Source organism: [Zimmermannella] alba NBRC 15616, assembly GCF_001570905.1.
In the GTDB taxonomy this organism is placed as follows: Bacteria; Actinomycetota; Actinomycetes; order Actinomycetales; family Microbacteriaceae; genus Pseudoclavibacter; species Pseudoclavibacter albus.
Map to the genome: position 1 here is coordinate 56,384 of NZ_BCSO01000007.1, position 22,027 is coordinate 78,410.

The 22,027-nt window shown below is 67.0% G+C and carries 15 protein-coding genes; 13 read left to right on the forward strand and 2 right to left on the reverse strand.

Annotated elements, in window-relative coordinates; genetic code table 11:
• Positions 1 to 259: 259 nt before the first annotated feature.
• Positions 260 to 2,362, reverse strand: a complete 2,103-nt coding sequence (locus ZAL01S_RS06120; RefSeq protein WP_066081259.1) for a glycogen debranching protein — start codon at positions 2,360 to 2,362, stop codon at positions 260 to 262.
• Between the two features lie 149 nt (positions 2,363 to 2,511).
• Here ZAL01S_RS06120 and ZAL01S_RS06125 point away from each other — a divergent pair, with 149 nt between their 5' ends.
• The 13 genes from ZAL01S_RS06125 (at position 2,512) to ZAL01S_RS10320 (ending at position 20,218) form a co-directional block, all read left to right on the forward strand.
• On the forward strand, positions 2,512 to 3,711 hold the full coding sequence (locus ZAL01S_RS06125) for a cysteine desulfurase family protein (protein ID WP_066081262.1): 1,200 nt from the start codon (positions 2,512 to 2,514) through the stop codon (positions 3,709 to 3,711).
• The gene (locus ZAL01S_RS06130) at positions 3,708 to 4,730 is read left to right on the forward strand and encodes a YeiH family protein (protein WP_066081264.1); all 1,023 of its coding nucleotides are present in this window, start codon (positions 3,708 to 3,710) and stop codon (positions 4,728 to 4,730) included. The genes ZAL01S_RS06125 and ZAL01S_RS06130 overlap by 4 nt, the downstream gene beginning before the upstream one ends.
• 151 nt (positions 4,731 to 4,881) lie before the next feature.
• Complete coding sequence (locus ZAL01S_RS06135; RefSeq protein ID WP_066081267.1) at positions 4,882 to 5,454, forward strand: TetR/AcrR family transcriptional regulator; 573 nt, start codon at positions 4,882 to 4,884, stop codon at positions 5,452 to 5,454.
• A 44-nt stretch (positions 5,455 to 5,498) separates the two neighbouring features.
• Positions 5,499 to 7,145, forward strand: coding sequence for an MDR family MFS transporter (locus ZAL01S_RS06140; protein WP_110467138.1), 1,647 nt, complete (start codon positions 5,499 to 5,501; stop codon positions 7,143 to 7,145).
• Between the two features lie 35 nt (positions 7,146 to 7,180).
• Positions 7,181 to 9,007 carry an ABC transporter ATP-binding protein gene (locus tag ZAL01S_RS06145; RefSeq protein ID WP_370664271.1) on the forward strand — a complete coding sequence of 609 codons (1,827 nt, stop codon included), beginning with the start codon at positions 7,181 to 7,183 and terminating at the stop codon, positions 9,005 to 9,007.
• A 131-nt stretch (positions 9,008 to 9,138) separates the two neighbouring features.
• The gene (gene mnmA, locus ZAL01S_RS06150) at positions 9,139 to 10,293 is read left to right on the forward strand and encodes a tRNA 2-thiouridine(34) synthase MnmA (RefSeq protein WP_244875352.1); all 1,155 of its coding nucleotides are present in this window, start codon (positions 9,139 to 9,141) and stop codon (positions 10,291 to 10,293) included.
• Positions 10,290 to 10,763 (forward strand): hypothetical protein, encoded by a 474-nt coding sequence (locus ZAL01S_RS06155; protein ID WP_066081273.1) that lies wholly within the window; start codon positions 10,290 to 10,292, stop codon positions 10,761 to 10,763. Before mnmA ends, ZAL01S_RS06155 begins: the two co-directional genes overlap by 4 nt.
• Positions 10,764 to 10,765: 2 nt before the next feature.
• Positions 10,766 to 13,147 (forward strand): NAD-dependent DNA ligase LigA, encoded by a 2,382-nt coding sequence (gene ligA, locus ZAL01S_RS06160; RefSeq protein ID WP_066081275.1) that lies wholly within the window; start codon positions 10,766 to 10,768, stop codon positions 13,145 to 13,147.
• Positions 13,148 to 13,228: 81 nt separating this feature from the next.
• Positions 13,229 to 15,478, forward strand: a complete 2,250-nt coding sequence (locus ZAL01S_RS06165; protein ID WP_066081278.1) for a DUF6882 domain-containing protein — start codon at positions 13,229 to 13,231, stop codon at positions 15,476 to 15,478.
• Positions 15,479 to 15,574: 96 nt separating this feature from the next.
• A complete protein-coding gene (gene gatC, locus ZAL01S_RS06170; RefSeq protein WP_066081281.1) occupies positions 15,575 to 15,874 on the forward strand; it encodes an Asp-tRNA(Asn)/Glu-tRNA(Gln) amidotransferase subunit GatC in 300 nt (99 codons plus the stop codon).
• The gene (gene gatA / locus ZAL01S_RS06175) at positions 15,874 to 17,400 is read left to right on the forward strand and encodes an Asp-tRNA(Asn)/Glu-tRNA(Gln) amidotransferase subunit GatA (protein WP_066081285.1); all 1,527 of its coding nucleotides are present in this window, start codon (positions 15,874 to 15,876) and stop codon (positions 17,398 to 17,400) included. Before gatC ends, gatA begins: the two co-directional genes overlap by 1 nt.
• A complete protein-coding gene (gene gatB / locus ZAL01S_RS06180; protein WP_066081288.1) occupies positions 17,400 to 18,920 on the forward strand; it encodes an Asp-tRNA(Asn)/Glu-tRNA(Gln) amidotransferase subunit GatB in 1,521 nt (506 codons plus the stop codon). The genes gatA and gatB overlap by 1 nt, the downstream gene beginning before the upstream one ends.
• A gap of 2 nt (positions 18,921 to 18,922) precedes the next feature.
• The gene (locus ZAL01S_RS10320; RefSeq protein WP_066081291.1) at positions 18,923 to 20,218 is read left to right on the forward strand and encodes a hypothetical protein; all 1,296 of its coding nucleotides are present in this window, start codon (positions 18,923 to 18,925) and stop codon (positions 20,216 to 20,218) included.
• 74 nt (positions 20,219 to 20,292) lie between these two features.
• Here the strand turns inward: ZAL01S_RS10320 and ZAL01S_RS06190 are convergent, their stop codons facing one another.
• Complete coding sequence (locus tag ZAL01S_RS06190) at positions 20,293 to 21,996, reverse strand: long-chain-fatty-acid--CoA ligase (protein WP_066081294.1); 1,704 nt, start codon at positions 21,994 to 21,996, stop codon at positions 20,293 to 20,295.
• Between the last annotated feature and the right edge of the window lie 31 nt (positions 21,997 to 22,027).

A 22,027-nucleotide genomic window follows, 5' to 3' on the forward strand; every position in this document is an offset into this window, starting at 1 on the left:
TCCTCATTGTGCTCGGTGATCTCAGCCGGGGTTGCCGATGCGGTGAGCTCCTCGGCGGGAGCGTTCGGCTCCGCGCTCGCAGGCGTCACCGGTGCCGGGGCCTCAGGCTCAGCATCCTCCTGCGCGCGCAGCACAGGGGGGAAGAATGAGAACCGGCGGCGGCCCTCGTTGGTGTTCGTCGTCTGGTCGTCGGATCCACGTGTCGCAGCCACGTTCGTGACGTTAGCGGAACGACTTGACCGCCAGGTGGGTGTGTCCCTTAGTCGCGATCCTGGTGGTGCGCGAGGTAGACGCGGATGGACGGGCCCTCGATCCGGTGCGTGGATTCGGGGAGCACGCAGTGCATGCGCCCGTTTTCGGCGAGATCGTGCGGATGCTCAAGCGAGGAGTCCCAGAGGAGCTCGTAGCCAAAAATCCCGTCCACCGCGGGAGGCCGCAAGAGTGCTTCCTCCTCAAGACCGTGCAGGACGATGAGGAGATCTTCGCGGATGAGGGAACCGTCACCGCTCGCGTCGGGCACCAGGCTGGAGGCGAGGTACTGCACGCAGCGTCCGGTGGGGGAGCCCCAGAGTTCGGCCTGCATGGTGTCGCCGAGGGCGTCGAACCACTCGATACGCGTGCTGCCTTCCTCAAGCTCAGTGCCGTGGTTGAAGGAGCGAGGCCGGAGGGTGCGGTACTTCGCGCGGATGTCGAGGAGCCTGGCCAGGTGCGCCTGTTGCGCGAGCTGGTGCTCGTCGCGTTCCCAGTCGATCCAGGTGAGCGGTGAATCCTGGTTGTAGGGGTTGTTGTTGCCTCGCTGGCTGCGGCCAAACTCATCGCCCGCGCACACCATGGGGACACCAGCGGACAGGCACAGCGTCCCGAGGAGGTTCCGCATTGCCAGGCGGCGGTCGCGCTCGATCACGTCGTCGTTCGAGGGGCCTTCGACGCCGAAGTTGAAGGAGCGGTTGTTCGTCGTGCCGTCGCGGCCGAGCTCGGCGTTGAGGAGGTTGTGTTTCACGTTGTACGAGACGAGGTCTCGCAGCGTGAAGCCATCGTGCGCGGTGACGAAGTTGACGGTCGCGATCGGGCCGCGCTCGTCCTTGAAGACGTCAGAGCTGCCGGCGAGGGCGGTCGCAAGCTCTGCGGGCCCGTTGCCGGGATCGCCGTTCTGTCGGGCATGGGCGAGGTCGCGAATCCAGAATTGGCGTGCGCGGTCGCGGAAGTGGTCGTTCCATTCCGACCATCCCGTCGCGAAGTGGCCGGTCTGCCAGCCACCCGAGCCGATATCCCAGGGCTCGGCAATGAGGTGAAGCCCGGCCAGGCGCGGGTCGCGTTGCATGTCTTCGAGGAGCGGGTGGTGCGGGTCGAACACGGTGTTGCCGTCGCGGCCGAGCGTCGCTGCCAGGTCGAAACGGAAGCCGTCGATGCCGAAGTGCTCGGTCCAATACGCGAGCGAGTCGAGCACGAGCTGTCGGACGGCGTCCTCGGCCGTGTTGAGCGCATTGCCGCAGCCGGTCACATCGAGGTACTCATCCTGGCCGTCGAAGCGGTAGTAGAGCGCATTGTCGAGGCCGCGGAACGAGGAGGTCGAGCCCTTCGCGGGCTGCTGTTCGGCCGAGTGGTTGTAGACGACATCGAGCAGGACGCTGATGCCTGCTGCGTGGAGCGCGTCGACGGCGCCGCGGAGCTCGGCAACCACCGCATCCGGCCCTGCCGCGAGCGCCGCGGGGGAGGCGTAGCCGAGGTGCGGGGCGAAGAAGCCGACGCTCGAGTAGCCCCAGTAGTTCGTCATGTCCTGCAGGCGCAGGAACTTCTCGGTCGCAATCGCGTGGACGGGGAGGAGCTCCACCGCGTTGACGCCAAGCTCGACGAGGTGTGCGATGACGGCTTCGTGGCCGAGTGCCGCGTAGCTGCCTCGAATCTCCTCCGGCACAAACGGCGCGAGCTTCGTGAGACCCTTCACGTGCGCTTCGTAGATGACGAGATCTTCGCGCGGTGTGCACGGCTTGGGCGCTCGCCACTCAGGCAGCCCGGCGGCCGGGTCGGTGGCGACGCCGCACCAGATCGGGCGACGAGCCGTCCCGATGTTGTCGATGTGTCGCGCGTAGGGGTCAAGGAGGAGCCGTTCGCTGTCAAAAGCGTTGCGCGGGCCGTCCGGGCCGCTTGCGCGAAGGGCGTAGCGGTCGCCCGGGCGAAGGGCATCGGTTCGCGCCTCCCACACCTCGCTCTCGCAGTGCATCGGCAGCTGTGCGGTGACCTCGCCGCGCTCATCGATGAGGCACAGTTCCATCGAATCGGCATGCCGCGACACCACCCGAACTCGCGCACCAGCTTCGTTGAAGGTGACCCCAAGGTCGGGGTAGGGCTGAAAGATCGTCATCGAAGGATTCCCTGTGGCGGAAGAGTGGCCGTGTGCGTCTCGGCGCGAGCAGGCCTGGGACGCTCAAGTGTACGAGGCGAAGGAGTATCGTGCCGTGAACGAGTGCGGGCATTCCCGCGACTCTCGACGTCGGCTGAAGGGATGACGCCATGCCTCGCTACCTCGACCACGCAGCCACGAGCCCCATCCGTCCGGAGGCTCTCGCTGCGCTCACCGAGGCGTATCAGGATGTCGGCAACGCCTCCTCTGTGCACGGGCACGGCCAGGCAGCGAAGGCGCGCCTCGCGGACGCACGCGAGCGGATCGCTGTGCGACTCGGCGCCGAACCGATCGAGATCATCCTCACCTCCGGCGGTACGGAGAGCATCAACCTCGCGCTCACCGGCGGGTTCCGTGCCCGCCAGCGCGACGCAGAGCGGCCCGTCATCGTGTCCGCGGAGGGGGAGCACCACGCGACCCTCGACACCCTCGAATCCCTGGCTCAGCGGGAGGGAGCAGAACTGCGTCTGGTGCCGCTCGATGCGGACGGTCGCATCCGCCTCGACGAGTTCGAGCGCGCCCTTGACGATCGTCACCGCATCGCGCTCGTGAGCCTCATCCACGCGAACAACGAAGTCGGCACCGTGCAGCCGATCCGTGCCGTCACCGCGCTCGCCCACGAGGCAGGCATCCCGGTCCACGTGGATGCGGTCGCCTCGCTCGGCCACCTCACCGTGGATGCCACCGCCCTCGGCGCAGACCTCCTCTCGGTGTCGGCCCACAAGATTGGCGGGCCGTTCGGTGTCGGCGCGCTTGTGACCCGGCGCTCGATGGAGCTTGTCCCGCTCATGCACGGCGGCAGTCAGCAGCGCGGATTCCGCCCCGGCACGATCGACGTCCCCGGCGCGCTCGGCTTTGCCGCAGCCCTTGACGCCGCCTGCGAGCCAGCGGCGCTCGCGCTCGAGTGTGCGCGCCTTGACGGGCTCATTGACGAGCTGGCCGCCTCCATCACGGCGATTGATGGCGTCACCATCCGAGGCGCGGAGCTCGGTGCCGACTTCGAGGACGGCGGCGTCATCGCCCGTGGCCGCGCGGCTGGCAACCTCCACTTCACTGTTGAGGGATGCCAGGGCGACTCCCTCCTCTTCCTCCTCGATATGGCAGGGATTTCCGTCTCCACCGGGTCTGCGTGTCAGGCGGGGGTACAGGAGCCCTCGCACGTGTTAAGCGCGATGGGTGTGCCGGAGGAGCACGTCCACGGTGCCCTCCGCATCACGCTCGGCTGGACGTCCACGATCGAGGACGTGCAGGCGCTCGCGGCCGCACTGCCGGGCGTCATCGAACGCGCACGCCGGGCAGGCCGCTCGTGACGCAAATTCGGCGCCTCGCCCCGGGTGTCTGCGCGGCGCTCGCGGTCGGCATCCTCGCCACCTGGCTCGGGGGATTTGCGCCACTCATTGGCGGTCCGATCATCGCGCTCCTCATCGGAATGCTGCTCACCTCGCTTCGCGGGACGCCGGCAGGGGAGCGGATGCTGGTGGGCGCCGGATTCACGGGTAAACGCGTCCTCCAGCTCGCCATCGTCGTGCTCGGTGGCACCATGTCGCTCGCCGGTATCGCGGAACTCGGGGCGCGCACCGCGCCGGTCCTTTTCGGCACGCTCGCGATTGCGCTCACGAGTGGATGGCTGCTCGCGAAGCTCGTGCGCATCAGCCGTGACGAGTCGGTGCTCCTGACGGTTGGCACCTCGATTTGCGGCGCGAGCGCGATTGCCGCGACGGCCCCCATCCTGGCCGCTGAAGCAAGCGTCATTGCGCTCGCGGTGACCGCGATCTTCACATACAACCTCGTCGCCGTCTTCGTGTTTCCGTGGCTCGGGCACCTGCTCGGCATGAGTCAGGAAGCCTTCGGACTCTTCGCCGGCACCGCCGTGAACGACACCTCATCGGTCGTGGCAGCGGCATCCATTTACGGTGCGGAAGCCGCGCAGATCGCGGTCGTCGTGAAGCTCACCCGCACGCTCGCGATCATCCCCATCACGATCGCCCTCAGCTGGTGGATTGCCCGCACGAGCAAGACCGCTGCGACCGCGAGTGGCGAGGTGGCAACGAAGCGGAAGCGGCCGTGGCAGCTCGTACCGTGGTTCCTCACCGGCTTCCTTGTGGCGGCTCTCGCAGCAAGCCTCGGCGCCATCCCCGCAGCCTGGAGCGAAGGGCTCCACCTCATCGCGAAGACCCTCATCGCCGCCGCGCTCGCGGGCATCGGGTTCACCGTCGACTTCGCGGTCATCCGCAAGGCAGGCTTCAAGCCGCTCGGCTTTGCCGGGGTGCTCTGGGTGATCATCACGCTCAGTGCTCTTGGCCTGATGTGGGCCACCGGCTGGCTGTAGAAGCAGGCCGACATCGACCGCAGGTGCAACAGTTTGTCCGCAGTGCAAGATTGCACTTGTGCAAGTTTGCATCAGGTGCAAAGATTCCACAGTGGAATGTGAAGCATTGGCCGAATCGGAGTGCGAGTCGCGGCGGGCGAAGAATCGACGCATGACGTGGCTCGCAATCCATGAGGCAGCAGTGCATCTCATCGTGGAGCAGGGGTTCGCTGCGTCGACGGTCGAGGCAATCGCGGAAGCCGCGGGTGTGTCTCGCCGGACCTTCTTCAACTATTTTCCGTCGAAAGAAGACGCGGTCCTCGGCCTTGTAACTCCCGCTTGCAGCGACCAAGCCGTGGCTGCCTTCGAGCAGCAACTCGAAGATCCACTGCGTGCCACGACGACGCTCCTGATGGCCGTCATCCGATCCGGCTGGCCCAAGCTCTCGGGCGACCTTCGCCGCCAAGAGCTCGTCGACGCCAACCCTGTCCTCCTCGAACGGTCGCGGCAGCACTTCCAAGTTGCCGCCGACCTCACCCTGGAGCAGGTGCTCGCGCGGATGCCCGAACTGCGTGACGGCCTCGACCTTCCACGAGCTACCCGAGACGCGGACGCGGCACATGCCCTCGTGGCCCTCTCGGTCGCGGTCCTTCGCTACCTCCTCACCCGGGATCTCAAGAGCATCCTCGACCCCGAATCCCCGGTACTTGACGATGCGCTCACGCTGTTCCGCGCACTGCTCTAGCGCGAGACCCCGAACTCACACCTGTCTTGTTGAAAGGTTCACCTGTGAACTCCCCTGAAACCGCCGACGGCGCACTGCCCCCGAAGCGCCTCATCCCGCTGTTCGCGGGCCTCATGCTCGCGATGCTCCTCGCCTCGCTCAATAACACCGTCCTCTCGAGTGCCATGCCGACGATCATCGGCGAACTCAACGGCGTGGAACACCTGAGCTGGGTCATCACCGCATTCATCCTCGCCTCAACCGTGACGATGCCCGTGTACGGCAACCTCTCCGACCTCTTTGGACGTCGACCAATGCTCATCGCTGCGATTGTGGTGTTCCTCGGCGGCTCAGTTCTCGGCGCCCTTGCCCAAGACATGCCGATGCTCATCGCAGCCCGCGGCATTCAGGGCCTTGGCGGCGGCGGGCTCATGATCCTCACCCAGGCTGCGATTGCGGACGTCGTGCCTGCGCGTGAGCGCGGCAAGTACATGGGCATCATGGGTGGCGTATTCGCCTTCGCCTCGGTGGCTGGCCCTCTGCTCGGTGGCTGGTTCACGGAAGGCCCGGGATGGCGCTGGGCATTCTGGATGAACGTGCCGATCGGTCTGCTCGCGCTGGCTGCCGCAGTGTTCCTGCTGCGTCTGCCGAAGCGACGCACCGAAGGCCGAGTTGATGTGCTCGGGATGATGCTCCTCGCCGTGGCCACCACATCGATCGTGCTTCTCGCGACATGGGGTGGGCAGCAGTTCGAGTGGATGTCTGTCGAATCCGCAGTGCTCGCAGTCGTGGGCATCGTTGCTGCCGTCTGCTTTGTGGTTGTGGAATCGAAGGCCGAGCAGCCGGTCATGCCGCTGGCGCTCTTCCTCGACCGAAACTTCCTCCTCACCACGGCTGCTGCGCTTGCGATCGGTGTCGCCATGTTTGGAGCGCTCGGCTACATGCCGATGTACCTCCAGATGGTGACCGGCGCAGGCCCCACGGTGTCGGGTCTCCTCATGATCCCGATGATGGGTGTGCTCCTCGTGACCTCGACTCTGTCGGGAGCAATCGTGTCTCGCACTGGCCGTTACAAGATGCTGCCCGTTGTCGGCACCGGCATTGTTGCGGGAGCACTCGTCTTCATCTCGCTTGTCACCGTCGACACACCTATGTGGGTTATCTGTGCGGCGCTCGCAGTCCTCGGCTCTGGCCTTGGCCTGTCGATGCAGATTCTCACCTTGATCGTGCAGAACTCGTTCCCCATTCGCATGGTGGGAACGGCGACGGCGGCAACGAACTACTTCCGCCAGGTCGGCGCAACCCTGGGCTCTGCCATCGTGGGGTCCCTGTTCGCGCAGCGCCTCGTCGAGGAGTTCACCAAACTTGCGCCGGGAAATGGTGCATCGTTGTCTGGCGGCGGACACTTCACTCCCGGAGCCGTGAGCGCCCTGCCCGAGCCCATGCACACGCTCGTGCTCGGCGCGATCAATCACGCACTGGTCCCGATCTTCGTTTATCTGGTTCCGCTCATCGTCATTGCCTTTGTTGCGCTGCTGTTCGTGGTCGAAAAGCCCCTCGCCACTGCCATCGAGCGTGAGATCCCCGCAGAGGCTCTTGCTGAAGGTCAGCTCATGATCACCGACCCCGCCCTCGACGAGGATGCCGTCGGAGCAAACTTCGAGGCGGTGCCCGCCGACGGCACCCGCACACACTCGCGGCACGGACGGTAAGACAGTCCGCTGGCTTTAGGCTCGACCGCATGAGCATGCGGATGATGATGGGCAGCGGGCCTGGACGAGGTGGCGGACGCATGCGCGACGAGGCCGCCCTCAAGGCCGAGAATGCGAAGGCGCCGAAGATTCCCCACCTCGAGTCTCGGGTACTCGCTCTCTTCCGGCCCTACCGGGGACTTCTCGCGCTCGCGATCGTGCTTGTCCTCATTACCGCCGCGATCTCGGTCGCGCCGCCCCTGCTCACCAAGCACGCCTTCGACGCAGGACTCTTCCCGGCAGACGGAAGCGGACCGAACCTTCACGAGCTCTGGTGGGCCGTCGCCGCGATGCTCGCCGTGTGGGTCGTGTCGAACGCACTTGGCGTCTGGCAGGCCTGGCTCACCGCGAAGGTCGGTAACCGCGTCATGGGAGATCTGCGCACGCAACTGTTTGCGCGGCTGCAGTCCATGGAGCTCGCCTTCTTCACCCGCACGAAGACCGGCGTCATCCAGTCCCGCCTGCAAAACGATGTCGGCGGGGTCGCGCAGACACTGCGCTCCATGATCTCGAGCGTCGTCGGCAACGTCGTCACCGTGCTTGCAGCCCTCGTGTCGATGGTGCTTCTCTCGTGGGAACTCACGATCGTCGCCGTCATCCTCATGCCGCTGCTGGTCGTCGTGCAGCGCCGCGTCGGCCAGCTGCGAGCCCGCATCGCGAGCGAAACGCAGGAGTCGCTCTCCGAGATGACGGCCATCACCCAAGAGAGTCTCAGCGTCTCGGGCGTACTGCTCGCAAAGTCTTTCGGGCAGGAGGGCGCCGAGGCCGCTCGCTATCAGGCCGAGAATGACCGCCAGATTGCGCTGCAGATCCGCCAGGCCATGTCCGGCCAGTGGTTCTTTGCCTTCGTGTCGATCGTGTTCTCGCTCGTGCCGCCCGCCGTCTACGTCGTCACCGCCTACCTCATCGAAGGCGGCGCGACGCACCTCACTGCGGGCACCATCGTCGCCTTCACCGCTGTGCAGACGAGGCTCTCGATGCCGCTGCTCGGCCTCATGCGGATGGGGCTCGAAGTGCAGACCTCGATGGCGCTCTTTGCCCGCATCTTCGAATACCTCGACCTCACTCCGAGCATCACCTCACCCGCGACGCCGCGCCCCATCGAGGCATCCCGCCTCGGCGAGGTGTGCTTTGAGGAGGTGTCGTTCCGGTATCCCGAAACGGACCCGGCGGATGCGCCGACCCTCGACCAGGTTTCGTTCTCGCTGGCTCCCGGTCAGTACGCCGCCTTCGTCGGGCCATCTGGCGCGGGCAAGACGACGATCGGCTACCTCGTGCCGCGTCTGTACGAAGCGACATCCGGCACTGTCCGCTTCGCCGGTGAGGATGTGCGCGAGCTCGACGCGCACGAGCTCATGTCGCACATCGGCATCGTGAGCCAAGACGCATACCTCTTCCACGCGACGATCGCCGACAATCTCCGCTACGCAAAACCCTCTGCGACGGGTGAGGAGCTCGAACAGGCGGCCCGGCACGCGAACATCCACGAGACGATCATGCGTTTCCCGGACGGCTACAACACGGTCGTCGGCGAGCGCGGCTACCGGCTCTCGGGCGGCGAGAAACAGCGCATCGCCATCGCCCGCGTCTTCCTCAAAGACCCCGCCGTGCTCGTGCTCGACGAGGCAACCTCCGCTCTCGACACGCTCTCCGAACGGCACGTGCAGCAGGCCCTCGACGTCGTCGCCGAAGGTCGCACGGTGCTGTCGATCGCCCACCGGCTCTCGACCATCCGCCACGCCGACGTCATCTACGTCGTGGATCGTGGCCGCATCGTCGAACACGGAACCCACAGCGAACTCGTCGCTCGCGGCGGCCTCTAAGCCCGCCTCGACGCTGAGCAGCGCAGCATCCCCGAGTAGCGCCGCTACGCCGATGGCGATCGGGCGAGGTCCCGCCGGTGAGGCGTCCTGGGTGCCCGCCTATTCTTGACGGCATGCGAGTTTTGGCGGCCATGTCTGGCGGAGTCGATAGTGCCGTAGCAGCAGCCCGCGCCGTCGAGCAGGGCCACGACGTCGTCGGCGTCCACTTGGCGCTCTCGCGCATGGGTGGCACACTGCGCACCGGCAGCCGTGGCTGCTGCACGATCGAAGATGCGATGGATGCGCGCCGCGTCTCCGACAAGATCGGCATCCCCTTCTATGTGTGGGATTTCTCTGAACGTTTCAAGCGGGACGTCGTCGACGACTTCGTGAGCGAATACGCGGCAGGCCGTACGCCAAACCCGTGCCTGCGCTGCAACGAAAAGATCAAGTTTGAGGCGCTCCTCGACAAGGCCATCGAACTCGGCTTCGACGCCGTGTGCACGGGCCACTATGCGCGCGTGGAACGCCTCCCGAACGGCCACATGCAGCTGCGCCGGGCGAGCGAGGAAGCGAAAGACCAGTCCTACGTCTTGGGTGTTCTCACCGAGGCGCAGCTCGAGCACTGCATGTTCCCGCTCTGGGATACCCCGGCGAAGGCGGACGTGCGCGCCGAGGCAGAACGACGTGGCTTCGCAGTGGCGACGAAGCCTGACTCCTACGACATCTGCTTCATCCCCGACGGCGACACTCGCGGCTGGTTGAAGGAGCATCTCGGGGATGCCCCCGGCGACATCGTCGACGAATCCGGCGCCGTGGTTGGCAGCCACGACGGTGCCCACGGATACACGGTCGGGCAGCGCCGCGGCCTCAAGCTCGGACGCCCTGCCCCCGACGGGAAGCCCCGCTTTGTCCTCGAGATTCGCCCGAAGGACCAGCAGGTCGTGGTGGGCCCGAAGGAGGCGCTTGCGGTGACCGAGATCGTCGGCCAGCGGTTCAGCTGGGCCGGAGCACGCCCGGAACTTGAGGAGCCGCGGTCCGTCCACGTGCAGATTCGCGCGCACGCCGAACCCGTCCCTGGGATGCTCACGCGGCGCGCCACAACCGCTCCGCTTCGCGAGGATGAGAGCGAGCCCGGCGTCGAGCTTGCGGTTGCTCTCGACGAGCCCCTCGAAGGCGTCGCCCTCGGACAGTCGGCCGTGCTCTACGACGGTGACATCGTCCTCGGCCAGTTCACGATCGATCGCACCACGCGTGCAGGCCACGACGGCAGCGCAGACGATGGTGCAGAAGGAGCGCTCGCATGAGCACACACCAGGATGGACGCCTGAGCGACGGGCAGGCCTTCGACCGCATGATCGAACAGTCCGAAAAGTGGGCGAAGCGCACGAGCATCCCGAAGGACGAGAGCAGCTGGCGCAGCCACTTCACGACGAGCAACGCTGCGCTCCTCGACGAACTCACGAGCCGCTCGACAGCATCCGCACGCCGCTTCACGGCGAAGGACTGGATCCTCGGCATCGTGCTCTGGATCATCATCGCCATGACCGTGTTCGTGCTTTCGGTCTTCCTCATGCAGCTCTCCGGCACGACCACGATCATCTTCGGTGTCTTCGCCATCCTCATCGCCATCGTCGGCTTCTGGCAGAGCTACCAGGAGACCTCCTCAGAACGGCGGGCCGAGCGTCGCATGGAGCGAAAGCGCGCGCAGCTCGTCGAGATCGGCTGGAAGCGTGCCGAACGCATCCTCACCGACCGCGCAGCGAACGGAGCCTAGCCATGAGTGACGCCTTCGAGACAGCCCGCAGCCGCGTTGCCGAACTCTCGGCCCGCATCGAGGAACTCGCCACCGCCTACTACGAGCAGGACACCTCACTCGTCTCGGATGCCGAATACGACGCCCTCGTCACGGAACTGCGCGAGCTCGAGGAACGCTACCCGGAACTCGCCTCGCAGGACTCGCCCACCCAACACGTTGGCGGTGGTGTCTCCTCGCTCTTCACCCCGGTCACGCACGCCGAACGGATGCTGAGCCTCGACAACGTGTTCTCGCCCGAAGAACTCGCAGCGTGGCTTGCGCGCACGCGACAGGCTGCCGGCGGCACGGTGAACTGGCTCACCGAGGTGAAGATCGACGGGCTCGCGATCAACCTCCGCTACGTGCACGGCAAGCTCGTGAGCGCCGCAACCCGCGGCGACGGCCGTGTCGGCGAGGACGTCACCCTCAACACTGCCTACATCAGCGACATTCCCGCACAGCTCAGCGGCGAAGGGCACCCCGCGCTCATGGAAGTGCGCGGCGAAGTGTTCATCCCCGTTGAGGCATTCAACGAACTCAACGCGCTGCAGCTTGAGCTGCGCGAGCGCGCCGTCCAGGAGGCGCGCGAGCGGTGGGAGGCACGCCCCGTGACGTCCCGCGGCGACTTCGCTGAGGATGCGGAGCGCCAGCGCGCCGAGCGCCGCTTCCCACCGTTCGCGAACCCGCGCAATGCCGCATCCGGTGGCCTCCGCCAGCAGATCGACAAGAAAACGGGGCTCGAACGCGTCGCCGGTGAAGCACGCCTTGGCGCCCTCCGGCTCTACGTGCACGGCATCGGCGCGTGGCCGGATGCGCCCGTGGCTCGCCAGTCCGAGGTGTACGACCTCCTCGCCTCCTGGGGACTGCCGACAAGCCCACACTCGAAGATCCTCGCCACCGACGAGGAAGTGCTCGAGGTCGTTGCCGACCGCGGCGAGCACCGTCACGCCATCGAGCACGAAATCGACGGCATCGTCGTGAAGATCGACGAGCTCCACACGCACGAGGAACTCGGCGCCACCAACCGCGCCCCGCGCTGGGCGATCGCCTACAAGTTCCCGCCGGAAGAAGTCCGCACACGCCTACTTGACGTGCGCGTTGGTGTCGGCCGAACCGGACGCGCAACCCCGTATGCGGTCATGGAACCCGTCGCAGTTGCTGGTTCGGTCGTTCGTCAAGCAACGCTCCACAACCAGGACGTCGTGCGCGCGAAGGGAGTGCTCATCGGCGACACGGTCGTGCTGCGCAAGGCGGGCGACGTCATCCCGGAAATCCTCGGCCCAGTGCTCGAACTTCGGGACGGCAGTGAGCGCGCCTTCGAGATGCCGATCGAATGCCCGGAGTGCGGGACGCCGCTTCGCGCTATGAAGGACGGCGACATCGACCTGCGCTGTCCGAACGCGAAGTCCTGCCCCGCGCAGGTGCGTGGCCGCATTGAGCACATCGGTTCTCGTGGCGGGCTCGACATTGAAGCACTCGGTGAAGTCACCGCATCCGCCCTCACCCAGCCCGAATCGCCGAGCACCCCGCCGCTCACGAGCGAAGCGCGCCTGTTCGACCTCACGCTGGAGGAGCTCGTCCCGATCGAGGTCGTCGTTCGAGACCCCGAGACCGGCGAACCGCGCACCGATCCGGTGACGGGGGAGCCCGTGCGGCGAGCACCCTTCCAGAAGGTGACTCTGAGCTACCCGCCGGGGACGGAAGATCTCACGCCCGCCGACCGCCGCAAGGCAGGCATCCGCAAGGATTACCGCCTGGTCGAGCCATCGAAGCAGGCAGAGACCCTGCTCGAGGAACTTGAGAAGGCGAAGACGAAAGACCTCTGGCGCCTGCTCGTCGCGCTCAACATCCGGCATGTGGGCCCGGTCGCCGCACGTGCGCTCGCGGACTGGTTTGGCTCGCTCGATGCGATCCGCGCCGCAAGCCTCGAGGAACGCTCGCAGGTCGAAGGTGTCGGCCCGATCATCGCCGGTTCCCTCAGCGAGTGGCTCACTGTGGACTGGCACCTCGAGATCCTCGACCGGTGGACTGCTGCTGGCGTACACTGGGCGATCCCGGGGCACCCCGGTCCCGGCGCGAAGCAGAGCGTTGAAGGCCCGCTCACCGGTATCACCGTCGTCGCCACGGGAACCCTGGACGGGTTCACGCGCGATGGTGCGAAGGAAGCGATCACACTGGCTGGTGGCAAGGCTGCCTCGAGCGTCTCGAGCAAGACGGACTTCGTGGCAGCGGGTCCGGGAGCCGGGTCCAAGCTCACGAAGGCGGAAGCGCTCGGCATCCCTGTACTCGACGCGGATGGGTTCCGGCTTCTCCTCGAGGGCGGGCCTGCCGCTGTCACGCATCTCGTCGGGGATGGGGAGTAGTCCACCCCCGCACGACATTCGGATGTCACTGGTAGCGGGTACCCTTTGCCCTACTCGTCCGCGACGCGAAGGAATTCCCGCATGACCAGTGACGCGCTCCGACACCTCGTCGATCGTGGTGTGCTCGCCCACTACATTTCTGCGCAGCAAATGTGCGACCGAGCCGCCGGAGCGCGGTGGAGCATCGACCTTGATGCGCAGCGCCTTCGCTTTGAAACAGCGGGGGCTCAGCTCGAGCTGCGCGCCCACCTCATGGGTCTTCGCCGCCGCGAGCCGGGGGAGTGGATGTGGGCGTGGAACAACGTCAACAACCTCCCGGCCGCCTCGATCGCACTGGCCGAACGGGTGAAGTCGCTCGCGAAGCGGCACGGATTCCGGGAGGGTCTCGACCCTGAGCTCGCACTCTCGAATGACCTCACCGCCGAGCGCCTCGTCATTGCGGCAAAGGCCCTCCTCGGCACGCGCATGAGCCTCGAACTGCCCGTGTCCGCCGAGCTTGCGGCGACGGTGTTCCTCGGCGACGAGGGTGACATCAGCGACCCGACCGTGCCCCAGATCCACAAGGCGGTACTCCGTGCCGCGCGCTCAGGCATCATGGTCGACCACCGCAGCGGCATCCGTGCACTCGAAGGATTCCGTGGCCTCACGGTGGCCGAGCACGGCCCGGCACTGCTCATCGAAGCGCTCGGTGGTGCCCTCGCCGTCGAGTTCGACGACCTCGGTCGCGTGTCGCGCCTGCGGCGCCTCGTGAAGAAGGCCCCGGCAGCCCCGGCACCGGCGGCGCCTCAGGCGATCCTCGGCGAGGCCAGCGAAGCAGCGCCCAGCTCGCCGTGGACGATCGCGCACGCCTGGACAATGGCAAGCGCCGCCGCACTCGCGGCGGAGGCCCCCGCTGCCGCGGTTGAGGAGGGCACCCCCGTGCCGCCGAAGGCCCTCCTCGGATCCGGGGAGACGGAGGCAGCTCCCGAAGCATCGAGCACCCCGGCAGCGGCCCCTGCACCGGAGGCCGCATCCGCAGCTGCACCGGCTGCCGCCTCGGCCGTTGCGCCAGCGGATGCGCCTGCCGTGTCGCAGCCGGACGCTGAGCAGCCGCCCGCCGTGGCCAACGAGACCGGTGCCTTCCCGAGCCGCCGCGAGCTGCGCGAACACGCCGCGGAGGCGCCAGCTCTGGCGCCGGTCCAGCCAGTCACCAAGGTTCCCCAGCCCGCGGATGACGAACTCGACGCTGCCTGGAACGGCGATGCCATGGGCGAGACCGCGCCGAACGCCGCCCCGCCGCAGTCGCTCCTCATGGGCGGAGCTGCCGCCGCCGGTGCTGCAGCTGGAGCTGCGCTCGCCGCACCGCACGGCGAGCCGGCAGCTGCGCCGCAGCAGCGTGGCGGTTGGTCGTTCACGCAGGACAACCCCAACGAGACGAGTGTTGTGCCGCGCCTGGGCTGGGGTCGTTCGCCGTTCGGCGACGTTCCCGCTGAGGAGGCGCCGACCGTGCAGCCCGCATCCGAGCAGGCACCCGAAGCACCCACCCGCCCGGCCGAGCCTGTGGCCGCCGAGGCCACCACGGTCGCTGACGCTGCGACGCACGGCGAGGCAGCACCGACCGTTGACACGGGCGCCCACGCCGCCCAGGATGAGGCTGCGAAGCCCGAGCCGAACGAGGACGCTCCCGAGGTCGACGACGAATATTCGAGTGGGATGACGCTCTTTCCGCCGATCGACACTGGCTCGTTCGGCGCGACCTCCACGGCCGCTCGTGAAGCCGAGTCGGACGTTGAGACGGGCCCGACGCAGGTCGTCTCGCAGCAGCCGACCAACGGCCAGAACGGGCTTGCGGGGGCTCCGGAAGCCCCGCAGTTTGGCTCGCCCGCACCCCAGTTCGGTTCGCCCGCACCGCAATTCGGTCAGCAGCCCGCACCGCAGTCACCGAACGTTGGCGGCAGCCAGCCTCCGAGCCAGTACCAGCAGCCGCCGATGCCGCGCGGCCCGCAGCAGGGTTCCGGCCCGGTCGGCCCCGGCAACGCACCTTTCTCGCCGCGTCGCGACGGTGGCATCCCGCCGGTCCCGCCGGCGCCGCAGAGCGGTCAGCCGGTGTGGGGTGGACCTGGATACGGAGTTCCGCAGAACCAGCCGCAGCAGCGTCCACCGTATGGGCCGCCGCATGGGCAGCAGCCGTTCGGAGGTGCCCCGCAGCAGCGTCCGCTGTACGGTCCGCCGCAGGGTCAGCCGCCACACGGCCAGCCGCCCCAGGACCCGAACGGTCAGCCGCCGCAGGTGTGGCCGCCGCAGGGACCCAACGGCCAGCCACCGCAACAGGGTCCCTGGAACCAGCGATAGCGCACAACATGAAGGGCCACCGAACTCCCCACATGGGGATGTCGGTGGCCCTCAGTAGACTGAAGCGACCTTGACCGCTCTCACAGACGGAGTCGCATGTCCGACATCACTACCGCCGACGTCGAGCATCTTGCCTCGCTCGCGCGGATTGACCTCACCCAGGATGAACTCGCGGGATTTGCCTCGCAGCTTGTCGACATCCAGCACCTCATTGCCAAGGTGCAGGAAGTCGCCACGCCCGAGGTGACGGCAACGAGCCACCCGATCGTCATGCCGAACGTCACCCGACCCGATGTGGTCGGTGAGACGCTCACGCCGGAGGAGGCGCTCTCCGGCGCTCCCGACGATGACGGCACTCGCTTCCGCGTGACGGCGATTCTGGGAGAGGAACAGTAATGACGGATCTCACCAAGCTCACCGCAGCTGAGCTCGCCGAGCAGCTTCGCTCCGGCGAGACGACAGCTGTTGCCGCTGCCGAGGCGCACCTCGCCCGCATTGACGAGGTCGACGGTGCCGTGCACGCCTTCCTGCACGTCAACCGCGAGGAAGCGCTCAAGGACTCCGCCGCCATCGACGAGCGCCGCGCTGCTGGCGAAACGCTCCACGCGCTCGCGGGTGTCCCCATTGCGGTGAAGGACAACCTCGCCACCAAGGGCATGCCGACGACGGCTGCCTCGAAGATTCTTGAGGGATGGATCCCGCCGTACGACGCGACGGTCGTGTCGCGCCTTCGCGAGGCGGGCCTGGTCATCCTCGGCAAGACGAACCTCGACGAGTTCGCCATGGGATCCTCAACCGAGCACTCGGCCTTCGGCCCGAGCCGCAACCCGTGGGATCTCGACCGCACGCCGGGAGGTTCCGGCGGTGGTTCCGCGGCCGCTGTCGCGGCGTTTGAAGCACCGCTCGCCCTCGGCACCGACACTGGTGGCTCCATCCGCCAGCCCGCGTCGCTCACCGGTACGGTCGGCGTGAAGCCCACCTATGGCGCAGTGAGCCGCTACGGCGCGCTCGCGATGGGCTCCTCGCTCGACCAGATTGGCCCGGCAGCCCGCACGGTGCTCGACGCAGCCATGCTCCACGACGTCATCGGCGGCTACGACCACCACGACGCCACCTCGATCAAGACCGAGTGGGCTTCGATGGCGGATGCTGCCCGAGCAGGCCAGCGCGACGGCGCCCTCGAGGGCCTTCGCATTGGTGTGCCGAAGGAGCTCGCCTCGGGTGACGGCTTCGAGGCTGGCGTTGCCGAGAACTTCCAGAAGTCGCTCGAGCTCATGCGCGAGCGCGGTGCCGTTATCGTCGAGCTTGAGACGCCGCACTTCGAGTACGCGGTGGCCGCGTACTACCTCATCATGCCGGCCGAGGTCTCAAGTAACCTCGCCCGCTACGACTCCGTCCGCTACGGTCTCCGCACCGGCGAGGGCACGGTTGAGCAGGTCATGTCGGCCACGCGCCGTGAGGGCTTCGGCGCCGAGGTGAAGCGCCGTATCCTCCTCGGCACCTACGCGCTCTCGGCCGGCTACTTCGACGCCTACTACGGCTCGGCCCAGAAGGTTCGTACGCTCGTCCAGGACGACTTCAACAAGGCCTTCGCCCAGGCCGACGTCCTCGCGGCACCCACCTCGCCGACGACGGCGTTCCGCTTCGGTGAGAAGCTCGACGACCCGACGGCGATGTACCTCGCCGACATCACGACCATCCCCGCCAACCTTGCGGGTGTTCCGGCGCTGTCGATCCCCTCGGGCCTCTCGAGCACTGACGGCCTCCCGGTCGGCCTCCAGCTCATGGCTCCGGTCCGCGAGGACGCACGCCTCTACACGAGTGCTGCGGCCATCGAGCGCACCCTCACTGACGAATGGGGCGAGGCACTCCTCGCCAAGGCCCCGCAGCTCACTTCTGACAGCAAGGCAGGTGACCGCTAATGGCGGCAAAGGCAGATCTCCTCGACTACGAGCTCGCGATCCAGAAGTACGAGCCGGTCATCGGGCTCGAAGTGCACGTGGAGCTTGCCACGGACACGAAGATGTTCTCGCCGGCTCCGAACATTGCCTCGGGCAAGTACGACGGTGCCGAGCCGAACACGCTCGTCTCGCCCGTGTGCCTCGGCCTTCCGGGCACGCTCCCGGTCGTCAACGAGCAGGCCGTGCGCTACTCGATCCAGCTGGGCCTCGCCCTCGGCTGCGAGATCGCAGAGGTCTCGGGCTTCGCTCGGAAGAACTATTTCTACCCGGACAACCCGAAGAACTACCAGATCTCGCAGTACGACGACCCGATCGCCTTCAACGGCGAGGTTGAAGTTGAGCTCGAAGACGGCACGATCTTCAAGGTGCCGATCGAGCGCGCCCACATGGAAGAAGATGCTGGCAAGCTCACCCACGTGGGTGGCTCGACCGGTCGCATCCAGGGCGCCGAGTACTCGCTCGTTGACTACAACCGCGCAGGTGTCCCGCTCGTCGAGATCGTGACGCGTCCGATCTTCGGCGGCGAAGAGAAGACCCCCGAGCTTGCAGCCGCCTACGTGTCGACGATCCGCGACATCGTCCGTTCGATCGGCGTCTCACAGGCTCGCATGGAGCGCGGTAACCTTCGCTGCGACGCGAACGTCTCGCTCCGCCCGCGCGGCACCGAGGCGCTCGGCACCCGCACCGAGACGAAGAACGTCAACTCCTTCCGCTCGATCGAGCGTGCCGTGCGCTACGAGATCCAGCGCCAGGCCGCCATCCTCGAGAAGGGCGAACAGGTCATCCAGGAGACCCGTCACTGGCACGAGGACACCGGCCGTACCTCGGCAGGCCGTCCCAAGTCGGATGCTGACGACTACCGCTACTTCCCGGAGCCCGACCTCATGCCGCTCGAGCCGAGCCGTGAGCTTGTCGAAGAGCTGCGCGCGGCGCTGCCGGAGGCTCCCGCTGCCATGCGTCGCCGCCTCAAGGGCGAGTGGGGCATGGGCGACCAGGAGTTCCAGGACATCGTCAACGCAGGCCTCCTTGGCCTCGTGAACCAGACGGTGGAGCTCGGCGCATCGCCCGCCGGTGCCAAGAAGTGGTGGATGGGCGAGCTCTCGCGCATCGCGAACGAGCGTCAGACCGACCCGAGCGAGCTCGCAACGCCCGCCCAGGTGGCCGAGATCGAGGCGCTCATCTCGGAGGGCGTCGTGAACGACAAGCTCGCGCGCCAGGTCCTCGAGGGCGTCCTCGCGGGCGAAGGCACACCCCGTGAGGTTGTCGACTCGCGTGGTCTCGCGGTCGTGTCGGACGACGGTGCACTCATTGCCGCCATCGACGATGCCCTCGCGAAGCAGCCGGATGTCCTTGCCAAGATCAAGGACGGCAAGGTGCAAGCTGCTGGCGCCGTCATCGGCATGGTCATGAAGGCGATGCACGGCAAGGCCGACGCTGCCCGCGTCCGCGAACTCATCCTCGAGCGCGCGAACGAAGCGTAGCCATGTCGAAGCCGTCGAAGAAGGGTAAGGCCGAGAAGATCGACGAGGCCGAGCTCAAGGCACTCAAGAAGGCTGCGAAGAAGGCGGCAAAGCAGGCTGCTGAAGCTGCCGACGAGCAGGCCATCAAGAAGGCCAAGAAGGCTGCGAAGAAGCTCGCGAAGGCTGAAACACGCGCCGCTGACGAGACTGCCCAGGTCGAGGAATCGGCCAAGGCCAGCAAGCCGGGCAAGTCGGTGAAGGCCAGCAAGCAGTCGAAGTCGGACAAGGCCGACAAGACCGCCAAAGCCGACAAGGCAGCCAAGCGCAGCAAGCCAGAACCCGCGGCGAGCGCTCCTTCGATGGATGAACTCAACGAGGCGCAGGATCGCAGCGAGCACGACTACCAGCTCGTGCTCGCTGCGATGCCGCGCATCGTGGAACTTGTCGAGCAGCTCTCGGCACAGGTGCGACGCTCCGCGTTTGATGCCTACGTGACGGGCGTGCTCGAGCACGGGCTGGCCGCGGAGGAGCTTCCGCCGCTCCAGCTCACGATCGGTGAGGTGGCCGGGGGCACCCGCTCCGCGGCTCCCGAACGCGACGCGGATGACGCCGGCGCAGACGATGCCGAGGCCCCCGGTCCGCGTCGCGCGGCCTTCACGGAGACAGCGCGTACACCTCGTCGCGGCCCCGTCCACGAGGCTCCCGAGCTCGTCCGCGAAGAGGGTACGCCGAAGGCCGCCGCCTTCGCAGCCGCTCAGGGCCGCTCGGGCATGACTGAGCCAGCCGAAGCTGGTGACGGGGAGGCTGCAGCACCGCGTCGTCGCCGCGGCCCCGGCAGCATGCCGTCCGAGAAAGCGCGACGCCCGCAGTCGCGTCCCGGCGCAACCCGCCCGCTCAATACGGCCCCGGCGAGTGCCGAAGCGGCTGCATCGCCGGGCGCAGCGGGCGTTCTTCCGCCGTCCGAGCGCATCAAGCTCGCAGGCGCCGCAGCAGCGGCTGCAAAGCGCAACCGCCCGGCCGCAGCCTCCAGTGCTCCGGCCCGCCGTTCACCGGCACCGAAGGCACTCATGAACCTCGTCGCCCGCACCGAGCCGCGCAACAACGATCAGCGCAATGTCGTCATTGTGGCGCACCTCGAAAAGGGCAAGAAGCCCGTTGACGAGGCGGCCATCGCGGCCATGTACGAGAAGCTCGGCTGGCGCGTGCCGGTCAATATGAGCACGAGCATCCGACAGTGCGTGCGCAAGGGCCTGCTCGAAGCAGGCGAGCTTGGCACGGTGACGCTTGCCGATGGCGGCCGCGACTGGCTCAACGCCTAGCTCGCAGGATCACGACCACAACGCGAAGAGGGGCCGGACGATCTCATCGTCCGACCCCTCCCGCATGGTTCACGCTAGGCGTGCGTTGCGTGCTTGTCCTTCACGAGCGCGTCGCGGACCTTCTTACGGAGGACCTTGCCAACCAGCGACTTCGGCAGCTCATCCCAGATGATGTAGCTGCGCGGCACCTTGTAGTCGGCGAGGTGCTGGTGCGCGTGGGCGCGAGCAGCCGCCTCATCAAATTCGGCACCCTCCTCGAGCACGATGACGGCCGTGACCGCTTCAGCGCCGCCACCGCGGGTCACCCCGACGACGGCACACTCAGCGACCGAGTCAAGCTGCGTGACAACCTTCTCCACCTCACTTGGCGAGACGTTCAGCCCACCGGTGATGATGAGCTCCTTCTTGCGGTCGACGACCGTCACGAAGCCGTCTTCGTCCTGCACGACAAGGTCACCGCTGCGCAGCCAACCGTCCGCGGTGATGGTCTCGCGGGTGTCCTCGGGGCGCTGCCAGTAGCCCTGGAAGAGCTGGGGGCCGCGAATGAGCAGTTCGCCCACCTCGCCCTGGGCCACCTCTTCGGCGGGGTTGTCCGGGTTCGTCACCTTGATGTCGGTGGAGGGGAAGGGGATGCCGATCGTGCCGATCTTGCGTTGTTCGGTGAAGGGGTTGCCGAGCGCGACGGGCGAGCATTCCGTGAGGCCGTACCCCTCGACGAGGCGTCCACCGGCGACGGCTTCCCACCGCTCGACGACCGGGTCCTGCAGTGTCATGGCGCCCGAGATGGCGTAGATCACATGCGAGAGGTCGAGCTTGCCGTCACGTGCGAGGCGTGCCATCCGGTCGTACATGGGCGGGACTGCCGGGATGAACGAAGCCTTCGTGTGCTTGTTCGCTTCGACGATGAGCTCCAGGTCGAAGGTCGGGAAGAGCACCGAGCGGGCACCGATCGACACCGAGTAGATGACCGAGAGGAGCAGGCCGAAGGAGTGGAACATCGGCAGAACGCCGTAGATGACCTCCGTGCCCTCACTGAAACGCGGCATCCACGCCTTGCCCTGGCGGGCGTTCGCCCAAAGGTTCTGATGCGTGATCATGGCGCCCTTCGGCGTCCCGGTCGTACCCGAGGTGTATGCGAGCACGGCGAGGTCCGTGGTCGCCGCGTGCGGGTGGGCGGCGTCGAGCGGCTTCTGAGCGAAGAGCTTTGTGGAGGGAATCGTGCCGGGCGCCTTCGTCGTGAGCTTCTCGCGGGAGGCGCGCGCCTTCTCGATCGGGAGCTTGAGTAGCAGCTGCATCTTGCGCGGCATCGCCTTCGTGATGTCGACGGAGATGATGCGCTCAATCCCGAGGTCCGCGGGGAGCGACTGCACGGTGGGGGCCGCCTTGTCCCACACGATGGCGATCTTGGCGCCGTGGTCGCGGAACTGCACTTCGAGTTCGTCGCGCGTGTAGAGCGGATTGTGCTCGACCACGATCGCGCCGAGTCGAAGCACCGCGTAGAAGGCGATGAGGTGCTGGGGCGCGTTCGGCATGATGAGGGCAACACGGTCACCCTTCTTCACACCGAGTCGGCGAAGGCCCGTCGCGAAGCGGGCAACCTGCTTGCCGAGATCGCGGTAGCTCGTTTCTCGGCCGAAGAATTCGATCGCGATGGCGTCAGGGAAGCGTTCGATGACGCCGTCCAGCATCTCGGAGAGTGCCCCCGTCGGGATCTCGATGTCGTGAGGTGTGCCCTCCGCGTAGAAACGGTTCCAGGCGCGGGTTTCGTTGAGCTGCATGACCTCGAGCCTAGCGAGTGGTGGCCCGGGC